We start from the raw sequence: 25,751 nt of genomic DNA on the forward strand, positions 1-25,751 counted from the left end.
GCCTCCCGGCTCGTCGCCCTCCGTCGTGGTGCGGTCCGCGGCGGCGCCCGGCCGGGCCGTCCGAGTGGTGGTCGCCACGTTCGGCGTCGACGCGTGCCGCCGGCCGTCCGCGAGGACCTAGAACCCCGTCGTTCGGATGAGCCGCGTCCGAGGGGGCCGCGATTGGTTGGCAATGATGATCGACACCGGGCTGACGCCAAGATCCGCGACGCACTCGTGGCCGAGAGGTGCGAAGGGCCCGAGTGGCGGCGGTTCACCAGGGTGCTCAGCGAGTACGGCTTCGCCTCGATGATGGGGTGGCTGAGGTCGGGCCTGATCTTCACCCTGTGCCGGGAGAAGGGCCGCCCGGTCGGCGTGGCGCCGCCCTACTGGGAACACGACGACCTGGTCAGCCTCGCCGGTGACACGGTGGTACGGGCGATCGGCGACTTCCGGCGCAACGCGCTGCTGGCCGGCGGGTGGGACCCGGCCGGCGGGGCGAGCCTGAAGACGTACTTCGCGACCGCCTGCGTGCTCGCCTTCCCCAACGTCTACCGCAAGTGGAGCAACGAGCGCAGCCACCGGGACGCCGAGCACTTCCGATTATCGAGCGTCGACGAGTTGGCGGACGTCGCTTCCCCCGCACCCGACCCGGGTGACGTGGTGGTCACCAAGTTGGAGATCAAGCGCGGGCTCGCCGACATCCCGAGCGAGTACACCAAGTCGGCGTTGATCCTGTCGGAAGCCGGCTACACCCTCGGAGAAGTAGCGGAGCTGTTGAACACCACCCACGGCGTGATCAAGGGAGCCCTGGAGAGGCACCGGCGCAACACCGGTCGACCGGCGAGGGGCGGAGGTGACAATGTCTGAACGGGTGGCCAACCAGCCCACGGCTGTCGAGCACCTCGTCGAGGAGTCCTCGTTCGGCGCGGACGACGCGGTCGGCCTTCGCGACCGCGCCCCCCGTGAAGTGGTCGAAGGCATCGTGAGCCGGGTCAACCGGCAGGCCCTGGCGGCGTTCCCGGCACGGGAGTCGTTCGCGCTCGGCGCGACGCCCACCCCGGACCGGCGCAGGGTCGGGTACTCGCGCCCGACCGGACCGGCGCACGGGCTCGCGGCGATGGCGGCCGCGGTGACCCAGGCGACCCCGGGCTGGCCCGGGCACAGCCTCCTGGGTCGCCTCCGGGACAACACCCGGCAGGCCCTGCTGAACATCGGCACGGTCGTGCGCTACGGCCCGGACCGCGAGGTCATGGAGCAGGACGCGACGGACACCCACGCGTTGCTCCTGCTGGACGGCGTGGTGAAGGTGCAGGCCACGGACGAGACGGGCGACACGGCGCTGCTCGCGATCCGGGTCGCGGGCGACCTGGTCGGCGAGATGGCGGCGCTGGACCGGAAGCCGCGCTCGGCCACCGTCGTCACGTGCGGCGACGTGGTCGCGAAGCTGATCACCAGCGGTGAGCTGATGGGCTTCCTGCACCGGCACAACGACGTGTTCGTCGAGCTGATCGCGATGATCAACGACCGGTTGCGCTGGGCGAACCAGCGCCGCCGGGACTACCTGTCCCACACCGCCGCCGAGCGGGTCGCCCGGGTGCTGGCCGAACTGGTGCTCACCTACGGCCGGGAAGAGGCGCAGGGGTGGACGTTGGGGATCCCGCTGACGAAGGTGGAACTCGCCTCGATCGCCGGGATGAAGCCCAGGACGGCCGAGAAGGCGTTCTCCGACCTGCGCAAGGCGGGGGTGGTCGTCAGCCACCTGCGGCGTGACGTGCTGGTGCCCGACCTGGTGGCGCTGCAGAAGTTCGGCCGGTGGTGACCACACCGCGCAGCGGCTCGGCCCCGGTCCCGGGACCGAGCCGCTGCACCGGTCACGGGATCTCGTCGTGCTTCACCACGGGCACGGCGGTGGTCCCCCTGCGGGCCAGGGCGGAGTGCCGCCGGCTGTAGGCGAAGTACACGACCACGCCCAGCGCCATCCACACCAGGAACCGCACCCAGGTCAACGCGGTCAGGTTCAGCATCAGCCACAGGCACGCCAGGATCGCCAGCACCGGCACCAGCGGCACGAGGGGGACGCGGAAGCCGCGCGGCAGGTCGGGCCGGGTCTTGCGCAGCACCAGGACGCCCGCCGAGACCAGGATGAACGCGAACAGCGTGCCCACGTTCACCATCTCCTCCAGCCTGCTCGCCGGGAAGAAGCCCGCCGCCACGGCGACCAGCACACCGATGACCACGGTGATCCGGAACGGCGTGCCGCGCTTGCCGGTGCGGGCCAGCCCGCGCGGCAGCAGGCCGTCGCGCGACATCGCGAACAGCACCCGCGACTGGCCCAGCATCAGCACCATCACCACCGTGGTCAGACCGGCCAGCGCGCCCACCGAGATCACCGTGGCCGCCCAGTCGACGCCGTTGGCCGAGAACGCCGTGGCCAACGTGGCCCGCGTGCCGTCGGGCTGGGTCCTGAGCTGGTCGTAGGGCAGCATCCCGGTGATCACCAGCGACACCGCCACGTACAGCACGGTCACGATCGCCAGCGACGCGAGGATGCCGCGCGGCACGGCGCGCTGCGGGTCGCGGGTCTCCTCGGCGGTCGTGGCGACCACGTCGAAGCCGATGAACGCGAAGAACACCAGCGACGCGGCGGCCAGCAGCCCCAGCACGCCGTACGTGCTGCCCCCGAAGCCCGTGAGCAGCGAGAACAGCGACTGCTCCAACCCGGACCCGGCGGTGCCGCCGGACTCGGCGGGCGGGATGAACGGGTGGTAGTTCGCCGTGTTGATGTACGCGATCCCGAGCACGACCACGAGCAGCACCACGGCCACCTTCACCGCCGTGATCACCGCGCTGACCCGGGACGACAGCTTCGTGCCGATCACCAGCAGCGTCGTGAGCACCGCGATCAGCAGCAACGAGCCCCAGTCGACGTCGACGCCGGCGACCGGCGCGGTGGTCCTCACCGCCACGCCGAACTGCTCCAGCACCGTCTGCAGGTACAGCGACCAGCCCTTGGCCACCGCCGCCGCGCCGACGGCGAACTCCAGCACCAGGTCCCAGCCGATGATCCACGCCGCGAACTCGCCGAACGTCGCGTACGAGAACGTGTACGCGCTGCCGGCCACCGGCACGGTGGACGCGAACTCCGCGTAGCACAGCGCGGCCAGCGCGCACGCCACCGCCGCCAGCACGAAGGCCAACGACACCGACGGCCCGGCGAGGTTGCCCGCGGTGGACGCGGTGAGCGTGAAGATGCCCGCGCCGATCACGACCGCGACGCCGAAGACCGTCAGGTCCCACGCGGTGAGGTCCTTGCGGAGTCTGGTGTCCGGCTCGTCGGTGTCCGCGATCGACTGCTCGACCGACTTCGTGCGCCACAGCCCGTTGCCCGGCACGGTGGTCCCTCCTCGCTTGATCGCCGCTGCTCCGACGCGTTCCGCGGCCTGGCCATCAGGTTGGTCCGTTCAGACTAGAGGTGGGTGCCGACATTCGGCCGCACCGGTAGTTTCCGCCCATGACAGTGCTCTGCCTGGACGTCGGCTCGACGTGGACCAAGGGCGCCCTCGTGTCGCACACCGGTGAGTTGCTCGGCACCGCACAGCACACGACTACCCCGCCGGAGGTGCTTCGAGGCATCGACGCCGTCACCAGTGCCCTGGGTCCGGCCGAGCGGACGCTCGCCTGCTCCTCGGCGGGCGGCGGCCTGCGGCTCGCGGTCGTCGGGCAGGAGCGGTTGATCAGCGCCGAGGCCGGGTACCGGGTGGCGCTGTCGGCGGGCGCGAAGGTGGTGCACGTCTCGGCCGGCCCGCTCGACGGTGCGGGCGTCCGGGCGTTGCGCGCCTCCGCGCCGGACCTGGTGCTCCTGGTGGGCGGCACGGACGGCGGCGACGCGTCGGTGCTCCTGCACAACGCGGCCAGGCTGAGCCGGGTCGCGTGCCCGATCGTGCTGGCGGGCAACGCCGAGGCCCAGCCGGAGGCCGCCGGCCTGCTCGCCGCGCGGACCGTGGTGCGGACCGCGAACGTGCTGCCGGACGTGGGCGAGCTCGCCCCGGGACCGGCCCGCGCGGCGATCCGCGAGGTGTTCCTGCGGCACGTGATCGGCGGCAAGGGCCTGTCCCGGGGCCGGAGGTTCCGCGGGCTCGTGCGCGCGGTCACGCCGGACGCCGTGCTGAGCGGCGTGTCCCGGCTGGCCATGCAGGACCGGGAAGGCGCGGTGCTCGTGGTGGACGTCGGCGGCGCCACCACGGACGTCTACTCGGCCGTGTCCACTGTGGAAGGTCCGGAGCGGGCGGTGGCGCTGCCGCCGGACCGCCGCACCGTCGAGGGCGACCTCGGGGTCCGCTGGTCCGCGCCGGGCGTGGTGGCCGAGGCGCTCGCGGAGAAGCTGATCGACAAGGCCGAGGCCCTCGTGCTGCGGCGGGAAGCCGACGCGCGGGCCGCCGACGTGGGCGGCCTGCCCGACGACCCGACCGTCGACCGGCGGCTCGCCGCGCTCGCCGCCGTGCTGGCCGTCCGCCGCCACCTCGGGCTCGTCGAGGGCCGGCTCGGACCGCAGGGCGCGGGCCTGCTCGTGCTGTCCGGCGGCGTCTTCCGGCACGCCGACTCGACCGACGAGGTCGAACGCGTGCTGCGCGCCGACCCCGTCCTGCGCCCGGTCCTGCGCACGGCGGCCGTCGCGGTCGACCGCGACCACGTGCTGGCCCCGGCCGGCCTGCTCGCCGAGGCCGGCCGCGCGGACGCGGCCGACCGGCTGCTCACTTCGGTTCGGTCGACGGCGACCTGACCGGCGCCTGCCGCGCGGTCGGCAGCACGGGCGGCGCGGGCGGGTCCGTGGTCTCCAGGCCGGCCGCGATGGCGACGGCCCGGTCCCACTCCGGGTCGGAGGTGTAGTCGGCGTGCCGGTTCACGCCCGCCGCCCACCGGCGACCCGTGAACGGGCCGCGCTGCGGGTCCGGCAGCCAGTGGTCGCCGCCGAGGACGAGCGCGCCCGTGGGACCGCGCAGCGCCGGCGGCAACGCGCCCGACGTGCCGTCCGGCCGGAACCCCGCGCCGAGCAGCATCCCGTCGAACACCTGCCGGTCCCACGTCATCACCGCGCCGCCCAACGGGTCCGTGCCGCGGCACAGCGCGCGCCACCGCCCGGCCAGCCCGCCGGCCAGCGTCTCCAACGAGCTGTGCGGCACCACCGCCGGGAACGCCCGCGGGTACGCCCACTGCAGCTGCGAGCCCGCCGTGACCAGGCCCACCCGTTCCGCCTCGTGCGGTGGCAGCTCCTCCAGCAGCCGGGCCGCCGCCACCGCCGCGAGCAGGCTGCCCTGGCTGTGCCCGGCCAGCACGACGCGCGTGCCGGGGTCGGCCAGGTGCTCCCGCACCCGCGCCACCAGCTCCGGCACCACCTTCAACGCGTAGCACGGCGGCACCACGGGGTGCGCCTCGCGCGGCCAGAACGCCGCCAGGTCCGCCAGCACGCCGACCTGCCGCGCCTTGTCCGGCCGCCGTGCCGCCAGGTACACCGCCCGGAGCAGCGACAACGCCAGCACGCCCAGCACGACCACGCCCAGCCCGACGACCGGCCGCGCCCAGGTGGGCGGGTCGACCTCGCGCAGCCGCAGGAACGCCGCCGGCACCGCGCCGACCGCCAGCACCGACGACATGATCAGCACCACGTGGTGGCTGTGCCGCCGCTGCCACCGCGCCCACCACCACGCCCGCGCAGCGCGCTTCGCGTCCCGTGCGCGCCCCGCGTGCAACAAGGACGCCTCACGCGCCCACTCCTTGTCCCGACGCAGCGAGCTCCACCGCATCATCCCGGTGGCCGCCGCCATCGCCACCCCCGCGAGGAACGCCAGCACCCCGGCCACGCCCCACAGCAGCGCGATGTAGTCGTACCCGCGCGGCAGGACGCCGTGCCCGAGCACCCGCTGCAAGGTCAGCGCCACGCCCGCGCCGAACCCGCCGCCGAGCAGCGCGGCCACCGCCACCACCGGCGCGGCCATCCACCCGCCCGCCCACGGCCGCAGCTCGCGCGGCTGCGCCGACCACGTGCGCCGGGCCAGCAGCGCGGCGGGCGCCAGCAGCACCGCGATCCCCACGCACACCAGCGCTTCCATCGCGGCCACCATCTGCACGGCCAGGTCCGCGCCGGGCAGCCGCACCGGCAGCCGGTCCAGCAACGCCACCGCGACCAGCAGCGACAGCCACGCCGCGGTCTGCAGCACGCGCCGCGGCCGCCGCCCCAACGCCGCCCGCAGCCACCGCCCGCCCCGGTGCGGCGCGCCGCCGGTCGGGTCGTCCAGCAGCATCGCGCCCAGCGCGGCCACCGCGACCAGCGCCAGCCCGAGCGCCCAGCACGCCGTGATCGCGGCGCCGTGCCAGCCGGGCGCGAGCAGCGGACCGGCCGGACCGCCCAGGGCGACCACCACGGCCGCGCCCAGGCCCGCGACCACGTGCAGCACCCGCAGCGCGGGCGTGTCCGGGTCGGTGGCCACGTGCGCGCCGGGCAGCCCGGACCGCACGCCCTCGGCCGCCGGCACCTCCTTGCGCTCGATCCGCCAGTCCACACTGGACATCCGGTGCAGCACCAGCACGGCCAGCGCGATCGGCGCCAGGCCCACCGCGGCGCGCACCCACGGCGTCGTGCTCAGCCACGACGGACCCCACAGGCACGTCGAGCCGGGCGCGAGGCACTGGGCGGCCACCAGGTCGAGGCTGATCACCTCCAGCTGGGCGACCAGCAGCACGGTCAGCAGCAGCGCGGCCAACCTGAGCGACGCGCGCAGCGCGATGCCCAGCAGGTGCGCGGGCACGGAGCCGGTCGGCGCGGGCGGCAGCATCCAGTGCGCCACGTTCGCCAGGGAGAACGGGAACAGCAGCGCCCACGTCGCCTTGGCCCAGCCGCCCGAGGTCATCGCGCCCCAGACGTAGCCCTCGACCACCCGCGTGACGGGCCGGCCGGCGGCCTGCAGCACGGGGCCGGGCGCGGGTCTGCGGAGTCGGTCGGCGGGGCGGACGACGCGGCCGAGCCCGTCGCCCGCCACGTCCACCGCCGCCACCGCGTCGACCAGCGACTGCGGGGTGGTGCCCTGGACACCGTGCACCCGCAGTTCGACCACCCGCGTGTCGGGGCCGGGAATCAGCACAGGTCCTCCCCGCGAACATCACTTGAGCCCCGCCATACTGGTCCATTGGCGCGCAGATGCCGCCGACCTCCGTGGCCCGGCGTGGCGGGCGGTAGTGTCGGGCTCGTCCTACCCGAAGATGGAGGAACCCGCGATGACCGCCGAGAGGCTCCAGACCCGCAACGGCATCGACTTCGCCGTGGCGGACCTCTCCCTGGCCGAGTTCGGCCGCAAAGAGATCCGGCTGGCCGAGCACGAGATGCCCGGCCTCATGGCGTTGCGCCGCGAGTACTCGGAGGTCTACCCGCTCAAGGGCGCGCGGATCTCCGGCTCACTGCACATGACCGTGCAGACGGCCGTCCTGATCGAGACCCTGGTCGCCCTGGGCGCCGAGGTCCGCTGGGCGTCGTGCAACATCTTCTCCACGCAGGACCACGCCGCCGCCGCGGTCGTGGTCGGCCCGCACGGCACCGAGGAGGAGCCGAAGGGCATCCCGTGCTTCGCCTGGAAGGGCGAGACGCTGGAGGAGTACTGGTGGACCGCCGAGTCCATGCTGACCTGGCCGGACGGCGGCGGCCCGAACATGATCCTGGACGACGGCGGCGACGCCACCATGCTCGTCCACAAGGGCTTGCAGTACGAGAAGGCCGGTGTCGTGCCGCAGCCCGAGGCGGACGACTCGGAGGAGTGGCAGGTCTTCCTGGGCACGCTGCGCGCCTCGCTCGCGGCGGACAGCGGGAAGTGGACCAAGATCGCCGAGGGCATCCGCGGCGTCACCGAGGAGACCACCACCGGCGTCATGCGGCTGTACCAGCTGGCCGCCGCCGGTGAGCTGCTGTTCCCGGCGATCAACGTCAACGACGCGGTGACCAAGTCGAAGTTCGACAACCGGTACGGCATCCGGCACTCGCTGATCGACGGCATCAACCGGGGCACCGACGTGCTCATGGGCGGCAAGGTGGCCGTGATCTGCGGTTACGGCGACGTCGGCAAGGGCGCGGCGGAGTCGCTGCGCGGCCAGGGCGCCCGGATCGTCGTCACCGAGATCGACCCGATCTGCGCCCTGCAGGCGGCGATGGACGGCTACGAGGTCTCGACGCTGGAAGACGTGATCGGCCGCGCCGACATCGTGATCACCACGACCGGCAACAAGGACGTCGTGCGCATCGAGCACATGGCGGAGATGAAGCACCAGGCGATCGTGGGCAACATCGGCCACTTCGACAACGAGATCGACATGGCCGGCCTCGCCCGCTTCCCCGGCATCCGGCGGATCAACATCAAGCCGCAGGTCGACGAGTGGGTGTTCCCGGACGGCCACTCGATCCTGGTGCTGTCGGAGGGCCGCCTGCTCAACCTGGGCAACGCCACCGGTCACCCCAGCTTCGTGATGTCCAACTCGTTCTCCAACCAGGTGATCGCCCAGGTCGAGCTGTTCACCAAGCACCAGGAGTACGACAAGGAGGTGTACCGCCTGCCGAAGGTGCTGGACGAGAAGGTCGCCCGCATCCACCTCGAGGCGCTGGGTGGCAAGCTCACCAAGCTGTCGAAGGACCAGGCCGAGTACATCGACGTGGACGTCGAGGGCCCGTACAAGCCCGAGCACTACCGGTACTGACGCCGGCGGTGGACGGCCGGGGCCCTCGGGTCCCGGCCGTCCCGCTCAAGTCCACTCGACGCTGATCCCGGCCACGCCGGGGCCGACGTCCTCGAAGTAGGCGCTGGCGAACCCGCCCAGCCCGCAGACCAGCTCCTCCAGGTCCACCGGCACGGCGTCGGCGTCGACCCGGAACTGCTTGGTGCACCGGGCGGGCAGCGCGCGGCGGTTGAACGCCAGTTGCAGCAGGTACCCGCGGCACGGTTCGCGGAACGCCCGCCGGTGGCCCGGGGTCGGCCCGCCCGTGTCGTCCACCACGGTGAAGCTGAACACGTGCTCCTCGCCCTCGGCGAGCCTGCGGTCGAAGAGCAGCTCGAACGCCAGCCCGCGGGTGGCCAGCTGCCGGCGCAGCCGACCGAGCCGGCACCCCTCGCCGGGCCGCACGAGCGCGTTGTCGATCAGGCACCCCTCGTCGCCCTGGTGCACGGCCAGGTACCGGTCCGGCCCGGCCTTCGCCGCGCGCACCACCAGCCGGGTGCTGATCGACCGCTGCTCCCGCTCCGGCCCGATCGAGACGGTGTCGTGCACGGACAGCACCTCGATGTCGGTGTTCGCGCCGACGTCGCCGACGGCCTCGAACTCCGAGAGCACCGGCACCGGCGCCACCCAGCCGCCGGGCCTGGTCAGCCGGGGTTGCGGCCGGTTGCCGACGAGCGCCACCAGCGACTCCGGCGGCAGCTTCAGCACGGTCTCCAACGCGCGCACGGTGGCGATGGCGCGGGGCACTTCGGGGTGCCGCAGACCACGCTGCCAGTAGCTGAGCGTCGACTGCCCGACCTGCACGCCGAGCTGCTCCAGGTGCGCCCGCAGGCGGGCCAGGGACAGGCCGCGGTGCGCGATGGCGTCGTGCAGCGCCCGGTGGAACGGGCCGTACCGCAGGGTCTCGGCGAGGCCGCCGGGCAGGTTCCCGGAGGGGTGGGTGGCCTGGTCCTCAACCGGTCTGGCGTGCCCGGAATCCGCGGTCACCGCGGCACCACCCTTTCGCGCAACCGGAAATGGGGTTCACCGTAGTCACTCAATCTGGTGACGCAAAGGATCTCTCATCACCCGACTGGGCGATGTCATGCGGCCGATCGTGGACGGGGGGTGCCCCTTAGGGTGTTCCGCGTGGGCAAACTCGTCGTGATCGAGGGCTTGGACGGCGCCGGCAAGCGCACCCTGGCCAAGGCGTTGACCGACGCGCTGGGCGCGCGTGGCGCGAAGGTCGCCACGGGGGCGTTCCCCCGTTACGACGAGGACGTGCACGCCGACCTGGTGCGCGACGCGCTGCACGGCAGGCTGGGTGACCTGACGGATTCGGTGTACGGCATGTCGGTCCTCTACGCGCTGGACCGGCGCGGCGCGGCCGACCGGATCCGGGCCGACCTGGACCAGTACGACGTGGTGCTGCTCGACCGGTACGTCGCGTCCAACGCGGCCTACGGCGCGGCCCGGCTGCACCAGGGCGCGGACGGCGAGTTCGTCGGGTGGCTGCGGTCGCTGGAGGTGGAGCGCTTCGGGTTGCCGATCCCCGACCTGCACCTGCTGCTGCGCGTGCCCGCGGGCGTCGCGGCGGACCGCGCGGCCCACCGCGAGGCGGAGGAGGCCAGGGGGCGGGACCTGTACGAGTCGGACGGCGGCCTCCAAGCGCGCTGCGCCGCCGTGTACGACGGGTTGGCCGCCGCCGGGTGGTTGTCGCCGTGGGAGGTGCTGGACGGCACCGCTGACCTGCGGATCGAGGCGATCCTCGACCGGTGGTTCACCCATTAGTGTAACAAAGTAACAAAACGTCACCACTTCGCCGATGAGTCGCAGAGGATTCGCGTTTCGGCGGGACGAGGTGGGCACGTGGATCGGCGGCAGAGACTGGCTACGGAGTGGACGCGCACGACGACCAGCAGCGATGACCGCTGGGCGGTGCGTGGACTCCCGACCACTAGTGGGACGATGTTGAGCATGAAGGCACGCGTGCTCGTCGTGGACGACGACCCCGCTCTGGCGGAGATGCTGACCATCGTGCTGCGGGGCGAGGGCTTCGACACCGCTGTGGTCGCCGACGGCGCCCGCGCGCTGCCCGCGCTGCGCGAGTTGAAGCCCGACCTGGTCCTCCTGGACCTGATGCTGCCCGGGATGAACGGCATCGACGTCTGCAAGGCGATCAGGTCCGAGTCGGGCGTACCGATCGTGATGCTGACCGCGAAGAGCGACACGGTCGACGTGGTGCTCGGCCTGGAGTCGGGCGCCGACGACTACGTGGTCAAGCCGTTCAAGCCGAAGGAGCTGGTGGCGCGCATCCGCGCCCGCCTGCGCCGCACCGAGGCCGAGCCCGCCGAGGTGCTCCAGATCGGCGACCTGACCATCGACGTGCCCGGCCACGAGGTGCTGCGCGAGGGCAAGCCGATCCAGCTGACGCCGCTGGAGTTCGACCTGCTCGTGGCCCTGGCCCGCAAGCCGCGCCAGGTGTTCACCCGCGAGGTGCTGCTGGAGCAGGTGTGGGGCTACCGGCACGCGGCGGACACGCGGCTGGTGAACGTCCACGTGCAGCGGCTGCGCTCCAAGGTCGAGCGCGACCCGGAGCACCCCGAGGTGGTGCTGACCGTGCGCGGCGTCGGGTACAAGGCCGGACCTCCGTGATCGGGACGCGCTGGACATGACTCGGCGTTGGTTCGACCTCGTGGTGCGTGAAGCGCGCCGCGTGGTCGAACGCGCGCGCAGGCAGGCGCTGTCGTTCGGCGAGCTGTGGCGGCGCTCGTTGCAGCTGCGCGTGGTGGTGAGCACGCTCGCGCTGTCGTCGGCCGTGGTGTTCGTGCTCGGCATGGTGCTCCAGGTGCAGATCACCGGCCAGCTGCTGGAGACCAAGATCGAGGCGGCGGTCCGGCAGACCGAGGCGAGCGCGGCGGCGATCCAGCCCGACCTCGCGGGCCTCAACCCCGGCCCCGACAGCGTGAAGACCCGGTTCACCACCGCCCTGAACAAGATCAACACGTCGGGGGTGGACCTCGACCCGACCAGTTCCGGCGCGGGCGCGTTCGAGGCGGTGCTCCGCGACCCCGTCGGCACCGGCTCCGACGGCCTGCCGGTCGCCGTCGGCGAGTACGAGGACGTGCCCGACGGGCTGTTCAAGATGCTCGAACGGGGCAGCGTCGGCTACCAGATCACCACCGTGGAACGGGAGACCGGACCCACCACGCTGCTGGTCGTCGGCAAACCGGTGAACAGCTCCGCCCGCGCCATGCACCTGTACCTGCTGTTCCCGCTGACCAGCGAACAGGCCACCGCCGACGTCGTGCAGAGCACGCTGGTGATCGGCGGCGTCGTGCTGCTCGTGCTGCTCGCCCTCATCGCGAACCTGGTCACGCGACAGGTCGTCCGGCCCGTGCGGCAGGCCGCCGAGATCGCCGAGCGGTTCGCCGACGGCAGCCTCGACCAGCGGATGCCCGTGGTCGGCGAGGACGACGTTGCGCGGCTGGCCGAGTCGTACAACGAGATGGCCGCCAGCATCCAGCGGCAGATCCACCAGCTGGAGGAGTTCGGCCAGCTGCAACGCCGGTTCACCTCCGACGTCTCGCACGAGCTGCGCACGCCGCTGACGACCGTGCGGATGGCCGCGGACGTGCTGCACGCCTCGCGCGAGCAGTTCCCCGGCGGCCTGGCCCGCTCGACCGAGCTGCTGGTGGACGAGCTGGACCGGTTCGAGTCCCTGCTCGGCGACCTGCTGGAGATCAGCAGGCTCGACGCGGGCGTGGAGGAGCTGGCCGCCGAGCTCGTCGACATCCGGGTGCTGGCCAGGCGCGCCCACGACGCCGTGCGCGCCATCGCCAACAGCAGCGACACCACGATCGTGATGGACCTGCCCGACCACGAGGTCACCGCCGAGCTGGACTCCCGCCGCGTCGAGCGCATCCTGCGCAACCTGCTGGCCAACGCCATCGACCACGGCGAGGGCCTGCCGGTCGAGCTGACGCTGCGCAGCGACGGCGAAGCGGTCGCGGTGACCGTCCGGGACCACGGCGTCGGCCTGCGGCCCGGCGAGGCGGACCTGGTGTTCAACCGGTTCTGGCGCGCCGACCCGTCCCGCAACCGCCGCACCGGCGGCACCGGCCTCGGCCTGTCGATCAGCCTGGAGGACGCGCGGCTGCACGGCGGCTGGCTGGAGGCGTGGGGTGAACGCGGCCTCGGCGCGGTGTTCCGGCTCACCATCCCGTGCCGCCACGGCCACGAGCTGACCTCCAGCCCGCTGCCGCTCGTGCCGCCCGACCTGCCGCCCGTGGTCGAGCCCGAGCCGGGCGCGCCGGAGCCGGTGGAGGAGGTCGAGCTGACCGAGGAGGAGATCACGTGGCAGCCCGCGCAACCGGTCACCGGCGAACGCGAGGAGGTCCGGTGAGGCTCCTCGCGGTGCTCCTGGCCGTGCTCGTGGCCGCGGGCTGCGCCGCGATCCCCACCGAGACGTCCCCGATCGCGGTGAACCCGTCGGCGGGCAACGCCAGCGAGGCCGCCGCGCCCGAGCCGGTCAAGGACATCGACCCGCTGACGCTGGTCCGGGAGTTCGTCAACGCCTCGGCCAACCCGGAGGGCGACTACGCGGCGGCCAAGGCCTACCTGACCGACGACGCGAAGAAGGCGTGGAACACCAAGGGCACGCCGACGATCATCGACACCACGTTCAACACCGTGCCGACGCCGGGCGTGACGGCCGACGACAAGAACCGCACCGTGCTGCTCCAGGGGCGCAACGTCGGCCGGTTGCAGCTGGAGGACAACTCGTTCATCCAGCTCATCGGCCCCCTCGACACCCCGATCGGGATCGAGCGCGACGCGGAGAGCCAGTGGCGCATCTCCGCGCCGCCGGACGGCGTCTACGTGCCGCTGGGCGGGTTCCAGCAGAACTACCGGCGGGTCACGCTGTTCTTCTACAGCCCGGACTTCAGCGTGCTCGTGCCCGACCCGCGCTGGGTGGTCATCGCGCCGTCCACGTCGATCCCGAGCCGGGTGACGAGCCTGCTGCTCAAGGGACCGTCGGTGGGGATGCGCGGCGCGCTGGCCACGGCCGTCCCGAACGGCGCGGCGCAGCGCAAGAACACCTCCGAGGCCGACGACGGCGCGCTGGAGGTCGACCTGACGAAGGTCGGCGACATCACGGTGCAGGCCGGCAAGCAGATCGTGGCGCAGGTCGTGAAGTCGCTCGCGGGGGTCTCCAGCAGCCGCATCCGGGTGCTGGTCGAGGGGCAGCCGATCATCGCCGACCAGCTCGAGTGGCGGCCGGCCGACGTGCAGACCGGCGAGGAGCTGGCCACGCCGAACGCCGGCCTGAACGGGATGCTGGTCGCCAACGGACGGGTCAAGCAGGTCAACGGCGACGCGGTGCCCGGCCCCGCCGGCTCCGGCGACTACCAGGTGCTCGGCGCGGCGCAGTCGCTGGACGGCAGCCGGCTGGCCGTGGTGAGCCGGGTGGCGGGCGACGCCGTGCGGCTGCGGGTCGGGCCGGCGCAGGAGCAGCTGGCCGAGGTCGACCTGCGCGCCTCGACCATGACCCGGCCGACGTGGCTGCTCAGCGGCCGTCAGGGCGAGCCGGGCACCGAGGTGTGGACGGTCGCCGACGGCGCGAACGTGGTGCGCGTGATCGACACCGACCGCGGGTGGACGGCGAGCGCGGTCAACGCCTCCGAGCTGGCCGAGCTGGGGCGCATCACCGAGCTGCGGCTCTCGCGCGACGGCACCCGGGTGGCGGCCGTGGTGGACGGCAGGCTCGTGGTGGCTGCCGTCGTGCGCGGTCAGGACTCGGCGGTGTCGCTGCGGTCGCCGCGCCACCTCCAGCCCTCCCAGCTGGGCACCAGCGCGATGTCGCTGGACTGGCTGGCGCAGGACGTGCTGGTGGTGAGCACGTCGCTGGCCGCGTGGCCGATCGCGAAGGTCAACATCGACGGGGTGCGGGTCGAGCGCTACAACACGTCGAACCTGACCGTGCCGGTGGCGTCCGTCACCGCCGCGCCGGGCCGCAACGTGCTGGCGGTGGACCAGAGCGGGCTGTGGAGCGCGAACGACGTGGGCGACGTGTGGCGCGCGTCGACGACGAAGGCGGAAGCGGGCACCCAGGCCTTCTACCCGGGCTGACGCCGTCGTCTCCTGCGGATCCATCTTCACCCGATCGAGAACGACCCGCACCTCGGCGGAGGGGCCCTGGTTGTCGGTGGCCGCCGGCATCGTCGAGGCCGTGCTGATCAACCTGCTGTTCCCACCCCGGTGTCCCGGCTGCGGGACGTGGGGCGTGCGGCTGTGCGCCCGTTGCCTGGCCCTGTTCGGGATGCCGAAGCGCGTGCCCGGCGCCGGCCCGCCGGTGTTCGCGCTGGCCGCCTACGGGGGCGCGGCGCGTGAGCTGGTGCTCGCGTTCAAGGAGCGCGGGCGCCGTGAGCTGGCGGCCGTGTTCGGCGCCCTGGTCGCCGCCGCCGTGCCCCGGCTGCCCGGCGTCGGGCCCGAACCCTGGCTGGTGCCCGCGCCGTCGCGCGCGTCGGCCGCCCGCGCCCGCGGCGGCTCCCACGTGCTGAGAATGGCACGGGCGTCCGGCTTCTCCACCGCGCCCGCGCTCGCCTTCACCCCCGGTGTCCGCGACTCGGTGCGCCTTGACGCCGCGTCCCGCCGGGCGAACCTGGCCGGCCGCGTCCGGCTCGTCCCCGATCGCCTGCCACCACCGGGCGCACCGCTCGTCCTGCTGGATGACGTGGTGACGACCGGATCGACGGCACGCGCCTGCGTTTCGGTGTTGAAAGCGGCCGGATACGGGGTACCCGCAGTCCTCACGCTGACCACCGCACGCAGAACCCACCCACACGGGTGAATCCGACCGGGAACCTCCCGGGACGCTCGCCCGTTGGCCGGATATGACGCCCGCGCAGAGGCCGTTCGACGCAACCACTCTGCCGACGGGTGCCTGTGCCGGCCTCGGCCGTTCGGGTGAGCGGTCGTCGGTGTGGCGTCCCGGCGCGCCCGCGTGGCGTGCCGCCGGCGGCAATTTTTCGTCGCTCTGCGTCACGACAAGAAAATCTTGGAGTTCGCCCGCCCCAGGGGCTGTCGCAGCGGCGAATACCGGGCTAACGTGCACCGCTATCAGCGTTCCCGGCACGCGGGGAGGAGGCGAACAGCCCATGACCCTGGCGCCGGTGGGGCGTTGAGGGACCACCCTCAGCGACCAACTCCGCGAACATGATCGCGAATCCGGCGCCCAAGCGATCCAAAGCCATTGCTCGCAGCAAAGCGAGGGAGGTCGTGTATGGACATCGTCGTTAAGGGCCGCAACGTCGAGGTGCCCGATCACTACAGGGTTCACGTCGCCGAAAAGCTGGCCAGGCTTGAGCGTTACGACCGCAAGGTCATCCGCTTCGACGTGGAGCTGTTCCACGAACCGAACCGCAGGCAGTCGAAGAACTGCCAGCGGGTCGAGATCACCGGCAAGGGACGCGGTCCGGTGGTTCGTTCCGAAGCATGTGCGGGCGACTTCTACGCCGCCCTGGACGCCGCGGTGAGCAAGCTCGAGAACCGCCTGCGGCGCTCGCACGACCGCAGGCGCGTGCACCACGGGCGACGCGCCCCGGCATCGGTCGCCGAGGCGACCAGCGGACTCGGGGAGTCGCTCCCCCTCCGCACCGACAGCGACGGCGGCCAGGCGCAGGGCATGTGGCTGGGCCACACCGCGGTGCTGGAAGCAGCCGAGCCGCAACCTTCGCGCGAGGGCATGGCGGAAGTGCCCGCGCAGCGCTGGGAAGACGGCCTCGAGGACAACCTGCCCGGCCAGATCGTGCGCGAGAAAGAGCACACGGCCAAGCCGATGACCGTCGACCAAGCCCTCTACGAGATGGAACTGGTCGGCCACGACTTCTACCTGTTCTCCGACGCCGACAGCGGACGTCCGAGCGTCGTCTACCGCCGGAAGGGGTTCGACTACGGCGTGATCAGGTTGGCCTGAGAGCCACCTGACCACGGTCCCCTCACTCGACTTCGCGCGGCCCCCGGCGCTCCTGTGCGCCGGGGGCCGTCGTGCGCGGACCGCATTTCGTGATCGGGACCGTGAGCCGAACCGTGATCGTCGGAAAATGTGCCACGAACGTTCGGTGTGACCCGGCGAACAGGTCACCGCGCGGGATGGTGGGCGGACGTCGGGTTCGACGGCGTGGGATTTCTCTCCAATTCAGGTGAATGGCCTGATCTCGGCGCGTGCGCCGGGTGCGGCGGGCGGCCTTGCGTCCGTCCGGGTGGCGGCGGACCCGCCCCGGTCACGGAACGCGATCTTGAGCCCTCGCGAAGCGGTCGAACCGGACGTCTCCGGGACGCCCCGAGGGGCCCTCCGGAAAGGCTTCCTACCTGTGTCTGTGCACACACCTTCACGACTTGCCTACGATGGTCGGTGGTGAAGGCTCGCCATGGCCGTGGTGAGCCCCTGTGGAAGGCGCCCGTCCCCCGGGCGCGTCGCGATGAGGTAATGAGGTCGACCCGGATGGTGCTGTCCCGACTGCTCCGCGCTGGCGAGGGCAAGATGCTCAAGCGCCTGCGCAACATCGCAGCGCACATCAACAACCTCGAAGACGACGTCGTCGACCTCTCCGATGCGGAGCTGCGCGCGAAGACCGAGGAGTTCCGCAAGCGCTACGCCGACGGCGAGTCGCTGGACGAGCTGCTGCCGGAGGCGTTCGCGGTCGTCCGCGAGGGCGCCAAGCGCACCCTCGGCCAGCGCCACTTCGACGTCCAGCTGATGGGCGGCGCGGCGCTGCACCTCGGTCAGATCGCCGAGATGCGCACCGGTGAGGGCAAGACCCTGACCTCCGTGCTGCCCGCCTACCTGAACGCGATCGCGGGCGAGGGCGTGCACGTCGTCACGACCAACGACTACCTGGCCAAACGTGACGCCGAGTGGATGGGCCGCATCCACCGGTTCCTCGGCCTGACCGTCGGCGCGATCCTGTCGGAGATGACGCCCGAGCAGCGCCGCGTCGCCTACAACGCCGACATCACCTACGGCACGAACAACGAGTTCGGCTTCGACTACCTGCGCGACAACATGGCCTGGAGCCGTGACGAGATGGTCCAGCGCGGCCACTTCTTCGCGCTGGTCGACGAGGTCGACTCGATCCTGATCGACGAGGCCCGCACGCCGCTGATCATCTCCGGCCCGGCCGACCAGTCCTCGCGCTGGTACGTCGAGTTCGCGCGGCTCGCCACGAAGATGCGCCGCGACACCCACTACGAGGTGGACGAGCGCAAGCGCACCGTCGGCGTCACCGAGGCGGGCGTGCAGTACGTCGAGGACCAGCTCGGCATCGACAACCTGTACGACTCGACGAACACCCCGCTCGTCGGCTACTTCCAGAACTCGATCAAGGCCAAGGAGCTCTTCGCCAAGGACAAGGACTACATCGTCCGCAACGGCGAGGTCATGATCGTCGACGAGTTCACCGGCCGGGTGCTGTCCGGTCGCCGCTACAACGAGGGCATGCACCAGGCGATCGAGGCCAAGGAAGGCGTCGAGATCAAGGCGGAGAACCAGACGCTCGCCACGATCACCCTCCAGAACTACTTCCGCCTCTACGAGAAGCTCGGCGGCATGACCGGCACCGCCGAGACCGAGGCGGCGGAGTTCCACCAGACCTACAAGCTCGGCGTCGTGCCCATCCCGACGAACCGCCCGATGCAGCGCTCCGACCAGGCCGACCTCGTCTACAAGACCGAGGAGGCCAAGTTCGACGCGGTCGCCGACGACATCGCCGAGCGGCACGAGAAGGGCCAGCCGGTGCTGGTCGGCACGACGAGCGTCGAGCGCTCGGAGTACCTGTCGAAGCTGCTCGTCCAGAAGGGCATCCCGCACGAGGTCCTCAACGCCAAGCACCACGACCGCGAGGCGCTGATCATCGCGAAGGCCGGCCGCAAGGGCGCCGTCACGGTGGCCACCAACATGGCCGGCCGGGGCACGGACATCGTGCTGGGCGGCAACCCGGACATCATCGCCGACCACGAGCTGCGCGAACGCGGCCTCGACCCGGTGGACAACCCGGAGGAGTACGAAGCCGCCTGGGCGAAGCTGATCGAGGAGATCACCGAGGAGGTCAAGGCCGAGTCGGAGGAGGTCCGCGCGGCCGGCGGCCTGTACGTGCTGGGCACCGAGCGGCACGAGTCGCGGCGCATCGACAACCAGCTGCGCGGTCGTTCCGGCCGTCAGGGCGACCCCGGCGAGTCGCGGTTCTACCTGTCGTTGAAGGACGAGCTGATGCGCCGCTTCAACGCGGCGATGGTCGAGACCGTCATGACCCGGCTGAAGGTGCCGGACGACGTGCCGATCGAGCACAAGATGGTCACCCGGGCCATCCGCAGCGCGCAGACGCAGGTCGAGCAGCAGAACTTCGAGATCCGCAAGAACGTCCTCAAGTACGACGAGGTCATGAACGAGCAGCGCAAGGTGATCTACGCCGAGCGCCGCCGCGTCCTCGACGGCGAGGACCTGCGCGAGCAGGTCGAGCACATGATCACCAGCGTGGTCGGCGCGTACGTCGACGGCGCGACGGCCGACGGCTACGCCGAGGACTGGGACCTCGACCAGCTGTGGACGGCGCTCAAGACGCTGTACCCGATCACCCTCGACCCGAAGAAGGTGCTCGAGGAAGAGGACGACGTCACCCGCGAGTCCCTGAAGGCGAAGCTGCAGGCCGACGGCCTGGCCGCCTACGAGGCGCGTGAGGCGGACATCGACGGCCGGGTCGGCCCGGGCGCCATGCGCGAGCTGGAGCGCCGCGTCCTGCTCTCCGTCCTGGACCGCAAGTGGCGTGAGCACCTCTACGAGATGGACTACCTCAAGGAGGGCATCGGCCTGCGGGCGATGGCCCAGCGCGACCCGCTGATCGAGTACCAGCGGGAGGGCTTCGACATGTTCAACGGCATGCTCGAGGCGCTGAAGGAGGAGACCGTCGGCTTCCTGTTCAACCTGCAGGTGGAAGCCGCCGAGCCCGAGCCGGCCGCCGAGCCGCCGGTCCAGGTCTCCATCGCCAACGGCGGCCCGCTGACCGGCAGCCGGGCGAGGGCCCGCGCCGCCGCCGCGGCCGCCGCCCAGCAGCAGGCGGACGCCAACCAGGCCCCGGCCGGTCCCGCCCTGGCCCAACTCCAGAGCGGCAGCGCCATCCCGCCCGCCCTCCGCGGCAAGGGCCTGGACGGCCGCGCCCAGCAGGGCCTGACCTACACGGGCCCGTCGGAGAGCGGTGACGCCGAAACCAGCGGCAACACCGCCCAGCAGGGCGGCAACCAGGCGGGCGGCACCCGCAAGGAACGCCGCGCCGCCGCCCGCGCCCAGGCGAAGGGCCAGCGCAAGACCCCCCGCGAGTAACCGACCCACTGCGGAAAGCGGGCCACCGACCACCATCGGCGGCCCGCTTTCCGCTTTCCACCCCACACCCACCGCTCGCCGCCACCCACCGCCGCGCCGCGCCCCCACGCCGCGCCGCCTGCCCCGGGCCTGCCCCCGCCCAACGCCGCGCCCGCACCCTGCCGTCGCGCCGCCCCGCCCTGCCGCCGCCCCGCCCTGCCGCCGCGCCCCCGCCGCCTCCGGGCCACCGGCCGTTCGCCAGCCGCCCCATCTCCCACCTCCCGCCGGCAACCCTTCTCGCACCGCGGCCCGCCACCCCCTCATGGTCGTGTCCCCAACGGCCTGCCGGAACCGGCGCGCTCTCCTCTCGCACACCGCCGTCCCCCGGTCGAGAGCGGAGGGCCCGCCCCGAGGCTGGGCGGTCGGTGGGTGGTCGAGGCGTTCCGCTGGTTTTCAACCGAGGTGCGGTAACAGTGTTTCCGTACATTTTCGGTCAAATGTCACCCGATCGTGTTAGCGATGGGTGGGGAGTGGGAAGCGGAGCCGAGGAAGGGCTCGGCCCCGCGCGAATCGGAGCGGTCAGGGGAGCAGGTGGAATTCGGTGCAGTGCCAGCGGGAGCCCTGGCGTTCGACGCGGGCGGCGAAGGCGCGGACTTTGGTCGGCATGTGCAGGGTTCCCGCCAGTTCCGCCGCGTCCGGGGACACGTGGCACAGGCGGTAGCGGCCCAGGCGGGTCCGGGTGGGGGTGGCGGCTGCGGCGACGGTGGTCAGGGCGCGTGGGGCGAAGGCGCCCGAGAGCTGCCGCGGCGGCCGCCGGCCGCTCAGAGCCTCCACCAAGGGGAACAGGAAGTGCCGGGCGTCCAAGGGCGCGGGACCCTCGGAAGGGGCCGTGGGGGCGTTTGCGGGCGCGTTGGAGGTGTCCGCGGCGGCGATGGGCTTCGGTGACGACAGGGCGCGCAGGCGAGGTGGCATGCTGAACCGAGGGCGGACGACCGGGGTTTCGTACCAAGATCACCCGATGGAGGCACGGTGCGGGCACTGGTTCTCGACTTCGGCGGCGTCCTCACGGACCTCGGTGACGACCACGCGGCCACCGAACCGCCACTCCTCGCCGCCACCCGCCAGGCCCGCCACCAGGGCATCCTCACCGCGATGCTCTCCAACGCCGACTTCCTCTGGCGTCCGCCGGCCGGCTGGGAGGACCTGTTCGACGTCGTGATCACCTCCGGCGACGTCGGCCTGGCCAAGCCCGACCGCCGCATCTACCTGCTCGCCGCCGAACGGCTCGGCCTGCCCGCCGCCGAGTGCGTCTTCGTCGACGACCTCGCGGCCAACGTGCGGGGCGCGGCGGCGGCCGGGATGGTCGGCGTGCACCACCAGTCCGTGCGCGCCACCCTCGAGGAACTGGAAATACTGCTCCAAGTCCCCCTTCAGGGTTAACCGGTCACCACCGGCCACGCACAATCCACCTGGCCGGTGAATTGCCGTTCACTCCGCTTCCCTCGTACGTTTCGAATGGCAACCATGGACGACGACGAATAGCACGGTCGAGTGCTCCGGTTCCGCACCCGATGCCGTACGAGGGGCGTGGGTGCGGGACGTCGAGGGCTGGTCGGGACGGCCCGACGGGTACCGCGTCGGGTGGCTGTGGTGAGCCGCCGATCAGCCGGGTTAGGCAGCGCGGGTGTCTGAGCGGCCCTCCGGCACCCGCGCTGCGCCCGCCCCCGGCCATCGGCCAGGACGATCAGGCGCGCCGGCGGACGACCTCGAAGCACAGCACGGCCGCCGCGCTCGCCACGTTCAACGACTCCACCCCCGCCGCCATCGGGATCGACAACCACCCGGTCACGTGCGGCCGCACGTCGTCCGAGATGCCCGCGCTCTCACTGCCCAGCACGAACGCCGCCCGCGCCGGCAGGTCCGCCGCGTACACCGACGACCCGGCCTGCGCGTCCAGCGCGAAGATCGGGTACCCGGCGCCCCGCAGCGCGGCCACCGCCTCCGCCGCCGTCGCGCACCGCAGCACCGGCGCCCGGAACGCGACCCCCGCCGACGCCTTGACCACCATCGGGTCGATCGACGCGACACCCCGCCGCGGCACGACGATGCCGTCCACGCCCGCCGCGGTCGCCGTGCGCAGGATCATGCCGACGTTCGCCGGCGTGGTGATCCCGTCCAGGACCAGCACGAACCGCGGCCCTTCGCGCAGCCCCAGCTCCAGCGGGCGCATCCGGGGCGCGACGACGTCCGCCAGCACGCCCTGGTCCTGCTTGCCGTTCCCGGCCAGCACCTTGACCCGCTGCGCGGTGGCCCGCTGCACCTCGACGCCCCGTCGACCGGCGGCGTCCAGGATCTCCCGGGCGGCCGGACCGCGGGCCGTGTCGGCGAGCACGACCTTGTCGACCTCGAGCCGCGGGTCGTCCAACGCCTCCAGCACGGGCTTGCGGCCGTACACGGTGACGAACTTGTCCTTGGGTGACACATCCACGGAGCAAGTGTCCACTACCCATTTGGGGCTTGCTTCTGCGCTGTCAACCATGATGATCGTCACATGACATCGCGCGACGAGGCGCACCGTCTGCTGGCCAGCGGCCGGGAGGCGGACGTCTACCTGCGTCCGGACGGTCTGCTGGTCAAGCGCAGCCGTGCGGGCCTCGACCTGCGGCCCGAGGCCGAGCTGATGCGCTACCTGCGCCGGCACGGCATACCGGTGCCGAGGGTGGCGGACGCCTCGGAGACGGACCTGGTCATGGAGTACGTCCCCGGTCCGCGCATGTCGCAGGAGCTGGACGCCAAGCCGTGGCGCGCGGGCGCGTTGGGCCGTGAGCTGGCCGGGCTGCACGGGAAGCTGGACCGGGTGCCCGCGCCCGCGTTCCTGTCCGGCGACGGCGACCTGCTGCACCTCGACCTGCACCCCGGCAACGTGGTGATGGGCCCGGAGGGCGCGGTGGTGGTCGACTGGGGCAGCGCGCGCAAGGGCGACCGGAAGGTCGACGTCGCGTTGAGCTGGCTGGCGATGGCGGTGGCGCCGCTGCGGCCGTTCAAGCGGCTCGCCCGGTCGCGGATGGTGCGCGGGTTCCTGTCCGGGGTCGACGGCTCGGTGCGGGTCGAGGCGAGGCGCGCCATGCCGGCCGCCGCGGCGATCAGGCTGGCCCGGCACGAACGCGACGAAGCCGAGGTCAGCGCCGTTCGCAGGCTGGTGCGCGACTGCACCGACTAGCCTGGGCGGCATGCCCGACCGCCTGTCCGCGCTGGACGCCTCGTTCCTGTACCTGGAGGACTCCACGACGCCGATGCACGTCGGTGGGGTGGCGGTGTTCCGGCGACCGCGCACGGGCTTCGACTACGACCGGCTGGTCGACCTGATCGAGCAGCGGCTGTCGCTGGTGCCCCGGTACCGGCAGAAGGTCGTGCACGTGCCCGGACGGCTCGCGCGGCCGGTGTGGGTGGACGACGCGGACTTCGACGTCACCTACCACGTGCGGCGCTCGGCGTTGCCGAAACCGGGCAGCGACCAGCAGCTGCACGACCTGGTGGCGCGGCTGATGTCCCGCCCGCTGGACCAGACCCGGCCGTTGTGGGAGGTCTACCTGGTCGAGGGCCTGGCCCGGAACCGGACCGCGGTGATCACCAAAACGCACCAGGCGATGGTGGACGGCATCGGCGCGCCGGAGATCGGGCAGGTGATGCTGGACGTGTCCGCCACGCCGCGCCCGCCGGTCGAGTCGCTGTGGATGCCGTCGCCGGAGCCCAGCGGGTTGCAGCTGGTCGCGGACGCGGTCGCGGAGGCCGTGCAGCGGCCCGGCGAGGTGGTGGAGAACGTCCGCTCCGCGGCGGTGGACACGGTGGCGACCGTGCGCAAGGTCGCCGGGGTGTTCGGCGGGTTGGCGTCGGCCGTGCGGACCGCCGCGACGCCCGCGCCCGGCAGCCCGTTGAACGTGCGGATCTCGCCGCAGCGGCGGTTCGCGGTGGCCCGCACCGGGCTGGACGTGTTCCGCGCCATCCGGCGGGCCCACGGCGGCACGGTCAACGACGGCGTGCTCGCCGTGCTGTCCGGCGCGCTGCGGAACTGGCTGCTGTCGCGCGGCGAGGTCGTGACGGCGGGGACCACGATCCGGGCCATGGCGCCGATGTCGGTGCGGGACGACGAGGCGCAGGTGTCGGCGTACCTGGTCGACCTGCCGGTGGGCGAGCCGAACCCGGTCGTGCGGCTGCACCACGTGTCGCACGCGATGCGGGCGCACCAGGAGTCGGGGCAGTCGGTGGCGGCCCAGACGCTGGTGCGGTTCTCGGGCTTCGCGCCGCCGACGCTGCACGCGTTGGGCGCGCGGGCGGCGTCGTCGTTCTCGCGGCGGCTGTTCAACGTGGTCGTGACGAACGTGCCCGGTCCCCAGGTGCCGCTGTACGCGGCGGGGGCGAAGATGATCGAGATGTTCCCGGTTGTGCCCTTGGCGAAAAACCAGGCGCTGTCGATCGGCGTGACGTCTTATGACGGTGGCGTGTACTTCGGCCTGAACGCCGACCGCGACGCGATGTCCGATGTGGACGTGCTGGCGGCGATGGTCGAGGAGTCGGTGGAGGAACTGATGGGAACGGTGTCCACATGAGGGTGTACCTCCCGGCGACCGTCGCGATGCTGCGCGACCTCGTGGAGAACGGCGAGTTCGTCGCCGTGGGCGGGACGGCGTTCGCCTTGACGCCCGCGTTGCGCGAGTCGTACGCGACCGGTGACACGGAAGAGCTGGAGTACTCGGCGATGCTCGACGCCGCCCGCGGCTCGCTGCGGCTGATCGCGGGAGACGAGAAGGCCGTGCCGAGGCGTGCGGTGGTGTCGGCGGACGTGCCGGACGTGAAGCTGCGGCCCGACCTGGACTTCTCGGTGGTGAAGCTGTCGGGGCCGGTGCCGGTGAAACTGGTCGCCGCGATCCACCTGGACACGCTGGAGGCGGAGGAGGACGTGCGGGCGGCGGCGGACGTGATCGACGCGGCGGACCTCGGCGACCCGGACGCGGAGTTCGCGCTGGGAGGGGCGGAGGACCACGAGCTGGCCTGGTACGCGCCCCAGGAGCTGCCGTTCCTGCTGGAGCTGATGTGACCGGGACCCGGGTGCGGACCGCGTGGCCACACCGGCCGCGGTCCGCACCCGGGTCACCGCCCTACATGCCCGCCGCGGGCTGCCACAGCTCGATGCGGTTGCCCTCGGGGTCGACGCACCACCCGAACCGGCCGAACTCCGAGTCCTCGGTCTGCGGCAGCACCTCGACCCCGTGCCCGCGCAGCCGGGCCGGCAGCCCGGCGAGGTCGTCCACCCGCAGGTTGATCATCGCCCGCCGGCCCGGCTCGCCGAAGTAGTCGGTGTCGTCGGCGAACGGCGCGAGCGTCGTCGTCTCCGCCTCGGTCCGGTGGAACGTGATGGCCCCGCCGTCGCTCATCGGCACGCCGAGGTGCTTGCGGTACCACTCGGCCGACCGCTCGGGATCGCGTGCGCGCAGGAACACGCCGCCGATGCCAGTCACCCTCGCCACGGCTGGGCACCGTACTACCGCGTGCGGTGCCCAGCCCGTGGACGAGGTCGCGTCTCCACCCGATCCGGTCATGGAACGGCGTCGTTCACGTGTGCCGAGCGTTCAACTCGGGTGTTCCGAACGTAGGACACACGCGTTCTGAACGTAGGACTCGCGCG

General features: G+C 72.3%; 21 protein-coding genes. 15 read left to right on the top strand and 6 right to left on the bottom strand.

Annotation, left to right across the window (positions count from 1 at the left end):
• Positions 1 to 216: 216 nt before the first annotated feature.
• Positions 217 to 849 (top strand): sigma-70 RNA polymerase sigma factor region 4 domain-containing protein, encoded by a 633-nt coding sequence (locus EDD40_RS27675; RefSeq protein WP_123745513.1) that lies wholly within the window; start codon positions 217 to 219, stop codon positions 847 to 849.
• Complete coding sequence (locus tag EDD40_RS27680) at positions 842 to 1,801, top strand: Crp/Fnr family transcriptional regulator (protein WP_246037841.1); 960 nt, start codon at positions 842 to 844, stop codon at positions 1,799 to 1,801. The genes EDD40_RS27675 and EDD40_RS27680 overlap by 8 nt, the downstream gene beginning before the upstream one ends.
• A 52-nt stretch (positions 1,802 to 1,853) precedes the next feature.
• Here EDD40_RS27680 and EDD40_RS27685 read toward each other — a convergent pair whose 3' ends face one another.
• Positions 1,854 to 3,374: an amino acid permease gene (locus EDD40_RS27685; protein ID WP_123745514.1), complete on the bottom strand. Its 1,521-nt coding sequence runs from the start codon at positions 3,372 to 3,374 to the stop codon at positions 1,854 to 1,856.
• Between the two features lie 119 nt (positions 3,375 to 3,493).
• Between EDD40_RS27685 and EDD40_RS27690 the strand changes: the two genes are divergently transcribed.
• On the top strand, positions 3,494 to 4,762 hold the full coding sequence (locus EDD40_RS27690) for a glutamate mutase L (RefSeq protein WP_123745515.1): 1,269 nt from the start codon (positions 3,494 to 3,496) through the stop codon (positions 4,760 to 4,762).
• On the opposite strand, the gene EDD40_RS27695 is transcribed toward EDD40_RS27690, so the two are convergent.
• Complete coding sequence (locus EDD40_RS27695; protein WP_123745516.1) at positions 4,734 to 7,118, bottom strand: hypothetical protein; 2,385 nt, start codon at positions 7,116 to 7,118, stop codon at positions 4,734 to 4,736. The genes EDD40_RS27690 and EDD40_RS27695 overlap by 29 nt on opposite strands.
• Before the next feature lie 133 nt (positions 7,119 to 7,251).
• On the opposite strand from EDD40_RS27695, the gene ahcY reads away from it, so the two are divergent.
• Positions 7,252 to 8,715, top strand: a complete 1,464-nt coding sequence (gene ahcY / locus EDD40_RS27700; protein ID WP_123748326.1) for an adenosylhomocysteinase — start codon at positions 7,252 to 7,254, stop codon at positions 8,713 to 8,715.
• Positions 8,716 to 8,760: 45 nt separating this feature from the next.
• On the opposite strand, the gene EDD40_RS27705 is transcribed toward ahcY, so the two are convergent.
• The gene (locus EDD40_RS27705; protein ID WP_123745517.1) at positions 8,761 to 9,720 is read right to left on the bottom strand and encodes a hypothetical protein; all 960 of its coding nucleotides are present in this window, start codon (positions 9,718 to 9,720) and stop codon (positions 8,761 to 8,763) included.
• Positions 9,721 to 9,861: 141 nt separating this feature from the next.
• On the opposite strand from EDD40_RS27705, the gene EDD40_RS27710 reads away from it, so the two are divergent.
• The 7 genes from EDD40_RS27710 (at position 9,862) to secA (ending at position 20,089) form a co-directional block, all read left to right on the top strand.
• Entirely contained in the window at positions 9,862 to 10,503 is a 642-nt protein-coding gene (locus EDD40_RS27710) for a dTMP kinase (protein WP_123748327.1), read from the top strand.
• 186 nt (positions 10,504 to 10,689) lie between these two features.
• Positions 10,690 to 11,367: an MtrAB system response regulator MtrA gene (gene mtrA / locus EDD40_RS27715; protein WP_015104936.1), complete on the top strand. Its 678-nt coding sequence runs from the start codon at positions 10,690 to 10,692 to the stop codon at positions 11,365 to 11,367.
• Positions 11,368 to 11,383: 16 nt separating this feature from the next.
• Positions 11,384 to 13,117 carry an MtrAB system histidine kinase MtrB gene (gene mtrB, locus EDD40_RS27720; protein ID WP_123745518.1) on the top strand — a complete coding sequence of 578 codons (1,734 nt, stop codon included), beginning with the start codon at positions 11,384 to 11,386 and terminating at the stop codon, positions 13,115 to 13,117.
• Positions 13,114 to 14,844, top strand: coding sequence for an LpqB family beta-propeller domain-containing protein (locus EDD40_RS27725; protein ID WP_123745519.1), 1,731 nt, complete (start codon positions 13,114 to 13,116; stop codon positions 14,842 to 14,844). The genes mtrB and EDD40_RS27725 overlap by 4 nt, the downstream gene beginning before the upstream one ends.
• 76 nt (positions 14,845 to 14,920) lie before the next feature.
• The gene (locus tag EDD40_RS27730; RefSeq protein WP_342777819.1) at positions 14,921 to 15,565 is read left to right on the top strand and encodes a ComF family protein; all 645 of its coding nucleotides are present in this window, start codon (positions 14,921 to 14,923) and stop codon (positions 15,563 to 15,565) included.
• Positions 15,566 to 15,997: 432 nt separating this feature from the next.
• Entirely contained in the window at positions 15,998 to 16,690 is a 693-nt protein-coding gene (gene hpf, locus EDD40_RS27735) for a ribosome hibernation-promoting factor, HPF/YfiA family (protein ID WP_123745520.1), read from the top strand.
• 528 nt (positions 16,691 to 17,218) lie between these two features.
• Positions 17,219 to 20,089 carry a preprotein translocase subunit SecA gene (secA, locus tag EDD40_RS27740; protein WP_123745521.1) on the top strand — a complete coding sequence of 957 codons (2,871 nt, stop codon included), beginning with the start codon at positions 17,219 to 17,221 and terminating at the stop codon, positions 20,087 to 20,089.
• Positions 20,090 to 20,647: 558 nt separating this feature from the next.
• On the opposite strand, the gene EDD40_RS27745 is transcribed toward secA, so the two are convergent.
• Positions 20,648 to 20,932, bottom strand: coding sequence for an Rv3235 family protein (locus EDD40_RS27745; RefSeq protein ID WP_123745522.1), 285 nt, complete (start codon positions 20,930 to 20,932; stop codon positions 20,648 to 20,650).
• Positions 20,933 to 21,097: 165 nt separating this feature from the next.
• On the opposite strand from EDD40_RS27745, the gene EDD40_RS27750 reads away from it, so the two are divergent.
• Positions 21,098 to 21,508, top strand: a complete 411-nt coding sequence (locus EDD40_RS27750) for an HAD-IA family hydrolase (RefSeq protein WP_123745523.1) — start codon at positions 21,098 to 21,100, stop codon at positions 21,506 to 21,508.
• A gap of 304 nt (positions 21,509 to 21,812) precedes the next feature.
• Here EDD40_RS27750 and EDD40_RS27755 read toward each other — a convergent pair whose 3' ends face one another.
• Positions 21,813 to 22,607: a TrmH family RNA methyltransferase gene (locus EDD40_RS27755; RefSeq protein WP_123748329.1), complete on the bottom strand. Its 795-nt coding sequence runs from the start codon at positions 22,605 to 22,607 to the stop codon at positions 21,813 to 21,815.
• Between the two features lie 12 nt (positions 22,608 to 22,619).
• Between EDD40_RS27755 and EDD40_RS27760 the strand changes: the two genes are divergently transcribed.
• The 3 genes from EDD40_RS27760 to EDD40_RS27770 are packed head-to-tail and all read left to right on the top strand — an operon-like array spanning position 22,620 to position 25,163.
• A complete protein-coding gene (locus tag EDD40_RS27760) occupies positions 22,620 to 23,288 on the top strand; it encodes a phosphotransferase (protein ID WP_123745524.1) in 669 nt (222 codons plus the stop codon).
• A 10-nt stretch (positions 23,289 to 23,298) separates the two neighbouring features.
• The gene (locus EDD40_RS27765) at positions 23,299 to 24,675 is read left to right on the top strand and encodes a WS/DGAT/MGAT family O-acyltransferase (protein ID WP_123745525.1); all 1,377 of its coding nucleotides are present in this window, start codon (positions 23,299 to 23,301) and stop codon (positions 24,673 to 24,675) included.
• Positions 24,672 to 25,163: a DUF6912 family protein gene (locus tag EDD40_RS27770; RefSeq protein ID WP_123745526.1), complete on the top strand. Its 492-nt coding sequence runs from the start codon at positions 24,672 to 24,674 to the stop codon at positions 25,161 to 25,163. The genes EDD40_RS27765 and EDD40_RS27770 overlap by 4 nt, the downstream gene beginning before the upstream one ends.
• Before the next feature lie 61 nt (positions 25,164 to 25,224).
• Here EDD40_RS27770 and EDD40_RS27775 read toward each other — a convergent pair whose 3' ends face one another.
• Positions 25,225 to 25,593, bottom strand: coding sequence for a VOC family protein (locus tag EDD40_RS27775; protein WP_170185214.1), 369 nt, complete (start codon positions 25,591 to 25,593; stop codon positions 25,225 to 25,227).
• Positions 25,594 to 25,751 lie beyond the last annotated feature (158 nt).

The sequence above is a fragment of the Saccharothrix texasensis genome, assembly GCF_003752005.1.
Taxonomy (GTDB): Bacteria; Actinomycetota; Actinomycetes; order Mycobacteriales; family Pseudonocardiaceae; genus Actinosynnema; species Actinosynnema texasense.

Excerpts from the sequence above, each read along its gene's own strand:
- EDD40_RS27680 (WP_246037841.1), top strand. The coding sequence starts at position 842 with ATGTCTGAACGGGTGGCCAACCAGCCCACGGCTGTCGAGCACCTCGTC.
- EDD40_RS27690 (WP_123745515.1), top strand. The coding sequence starts at position 3,494 with ATGACAGTGCTCTGCCTGGACGTCGGCTCGACGTGGACCAAGGGCGCC.
- ahcY (WP_123748326.1), top strand. The coding sequence starts at position 7,252 with ATGACCGCCGAGAGGCTCCAGACCCGCAACGGCATCGACTTCGCCGTG.
- mtrA (WP_015104936.1), top strand. The coding sequence starts at position 10,690 with ATGAAGGCACGCGTGCTCGTCGTGGACGACGACCCCGCTCTGGCGGAG.
- mtrB (WP_123745518.1), top strand. The coding sequence starts at position 11,384 with ATGACTCGGCGTTGGTTCGACCTCGTGGTGCGTGAAGCGCGCCGCGTG.
- hpf (WP_123745520.1), top strand. The coding sequence starts at position 15,998 with ATGGACATCGTCGTTAAGGGCCGCAACGTCGAGGTGCCCGATCACTAC.
- secA (WP_123745521.1), top strand. The coding sequence starts at position 17,219 with ATGGTGCTGTCCCGACTGCTCCGCGCTGGCGAGGGCAAGATGCTCAAG.
- EDD40_RS27755 (WP_123748329.1), bottom strand. The coding sequence starts at position 22,607 with ATGGTTGACAGCGCAGAAGCAAGCCCCAAATGGGTAGTGGACACTTGC.
- EDD40_RS27760 (WP_123745524.1), top strand. The coding sequence starts at position 22,620 with ATGACATCGCGCGACGAGGCGCACCGTCTGCTGGCCAGCGGCCGGGAG.
- EDD40_RS27765 (WP_123745525.1), top strand. The coding sequence starts at position 23,299 with ATGCCCGACCGCCTGTCCGCGCTGGACGCCTCGTTCCTGTACCTGGAG.
- EDD40_RS27770 (WP_123745526.1), top strand. The coding sequence starts at position 24,672 with ATGAGGGTGTACCTCCCGGCGACCGTCGCGATGCTGCGCGACCTCGTG.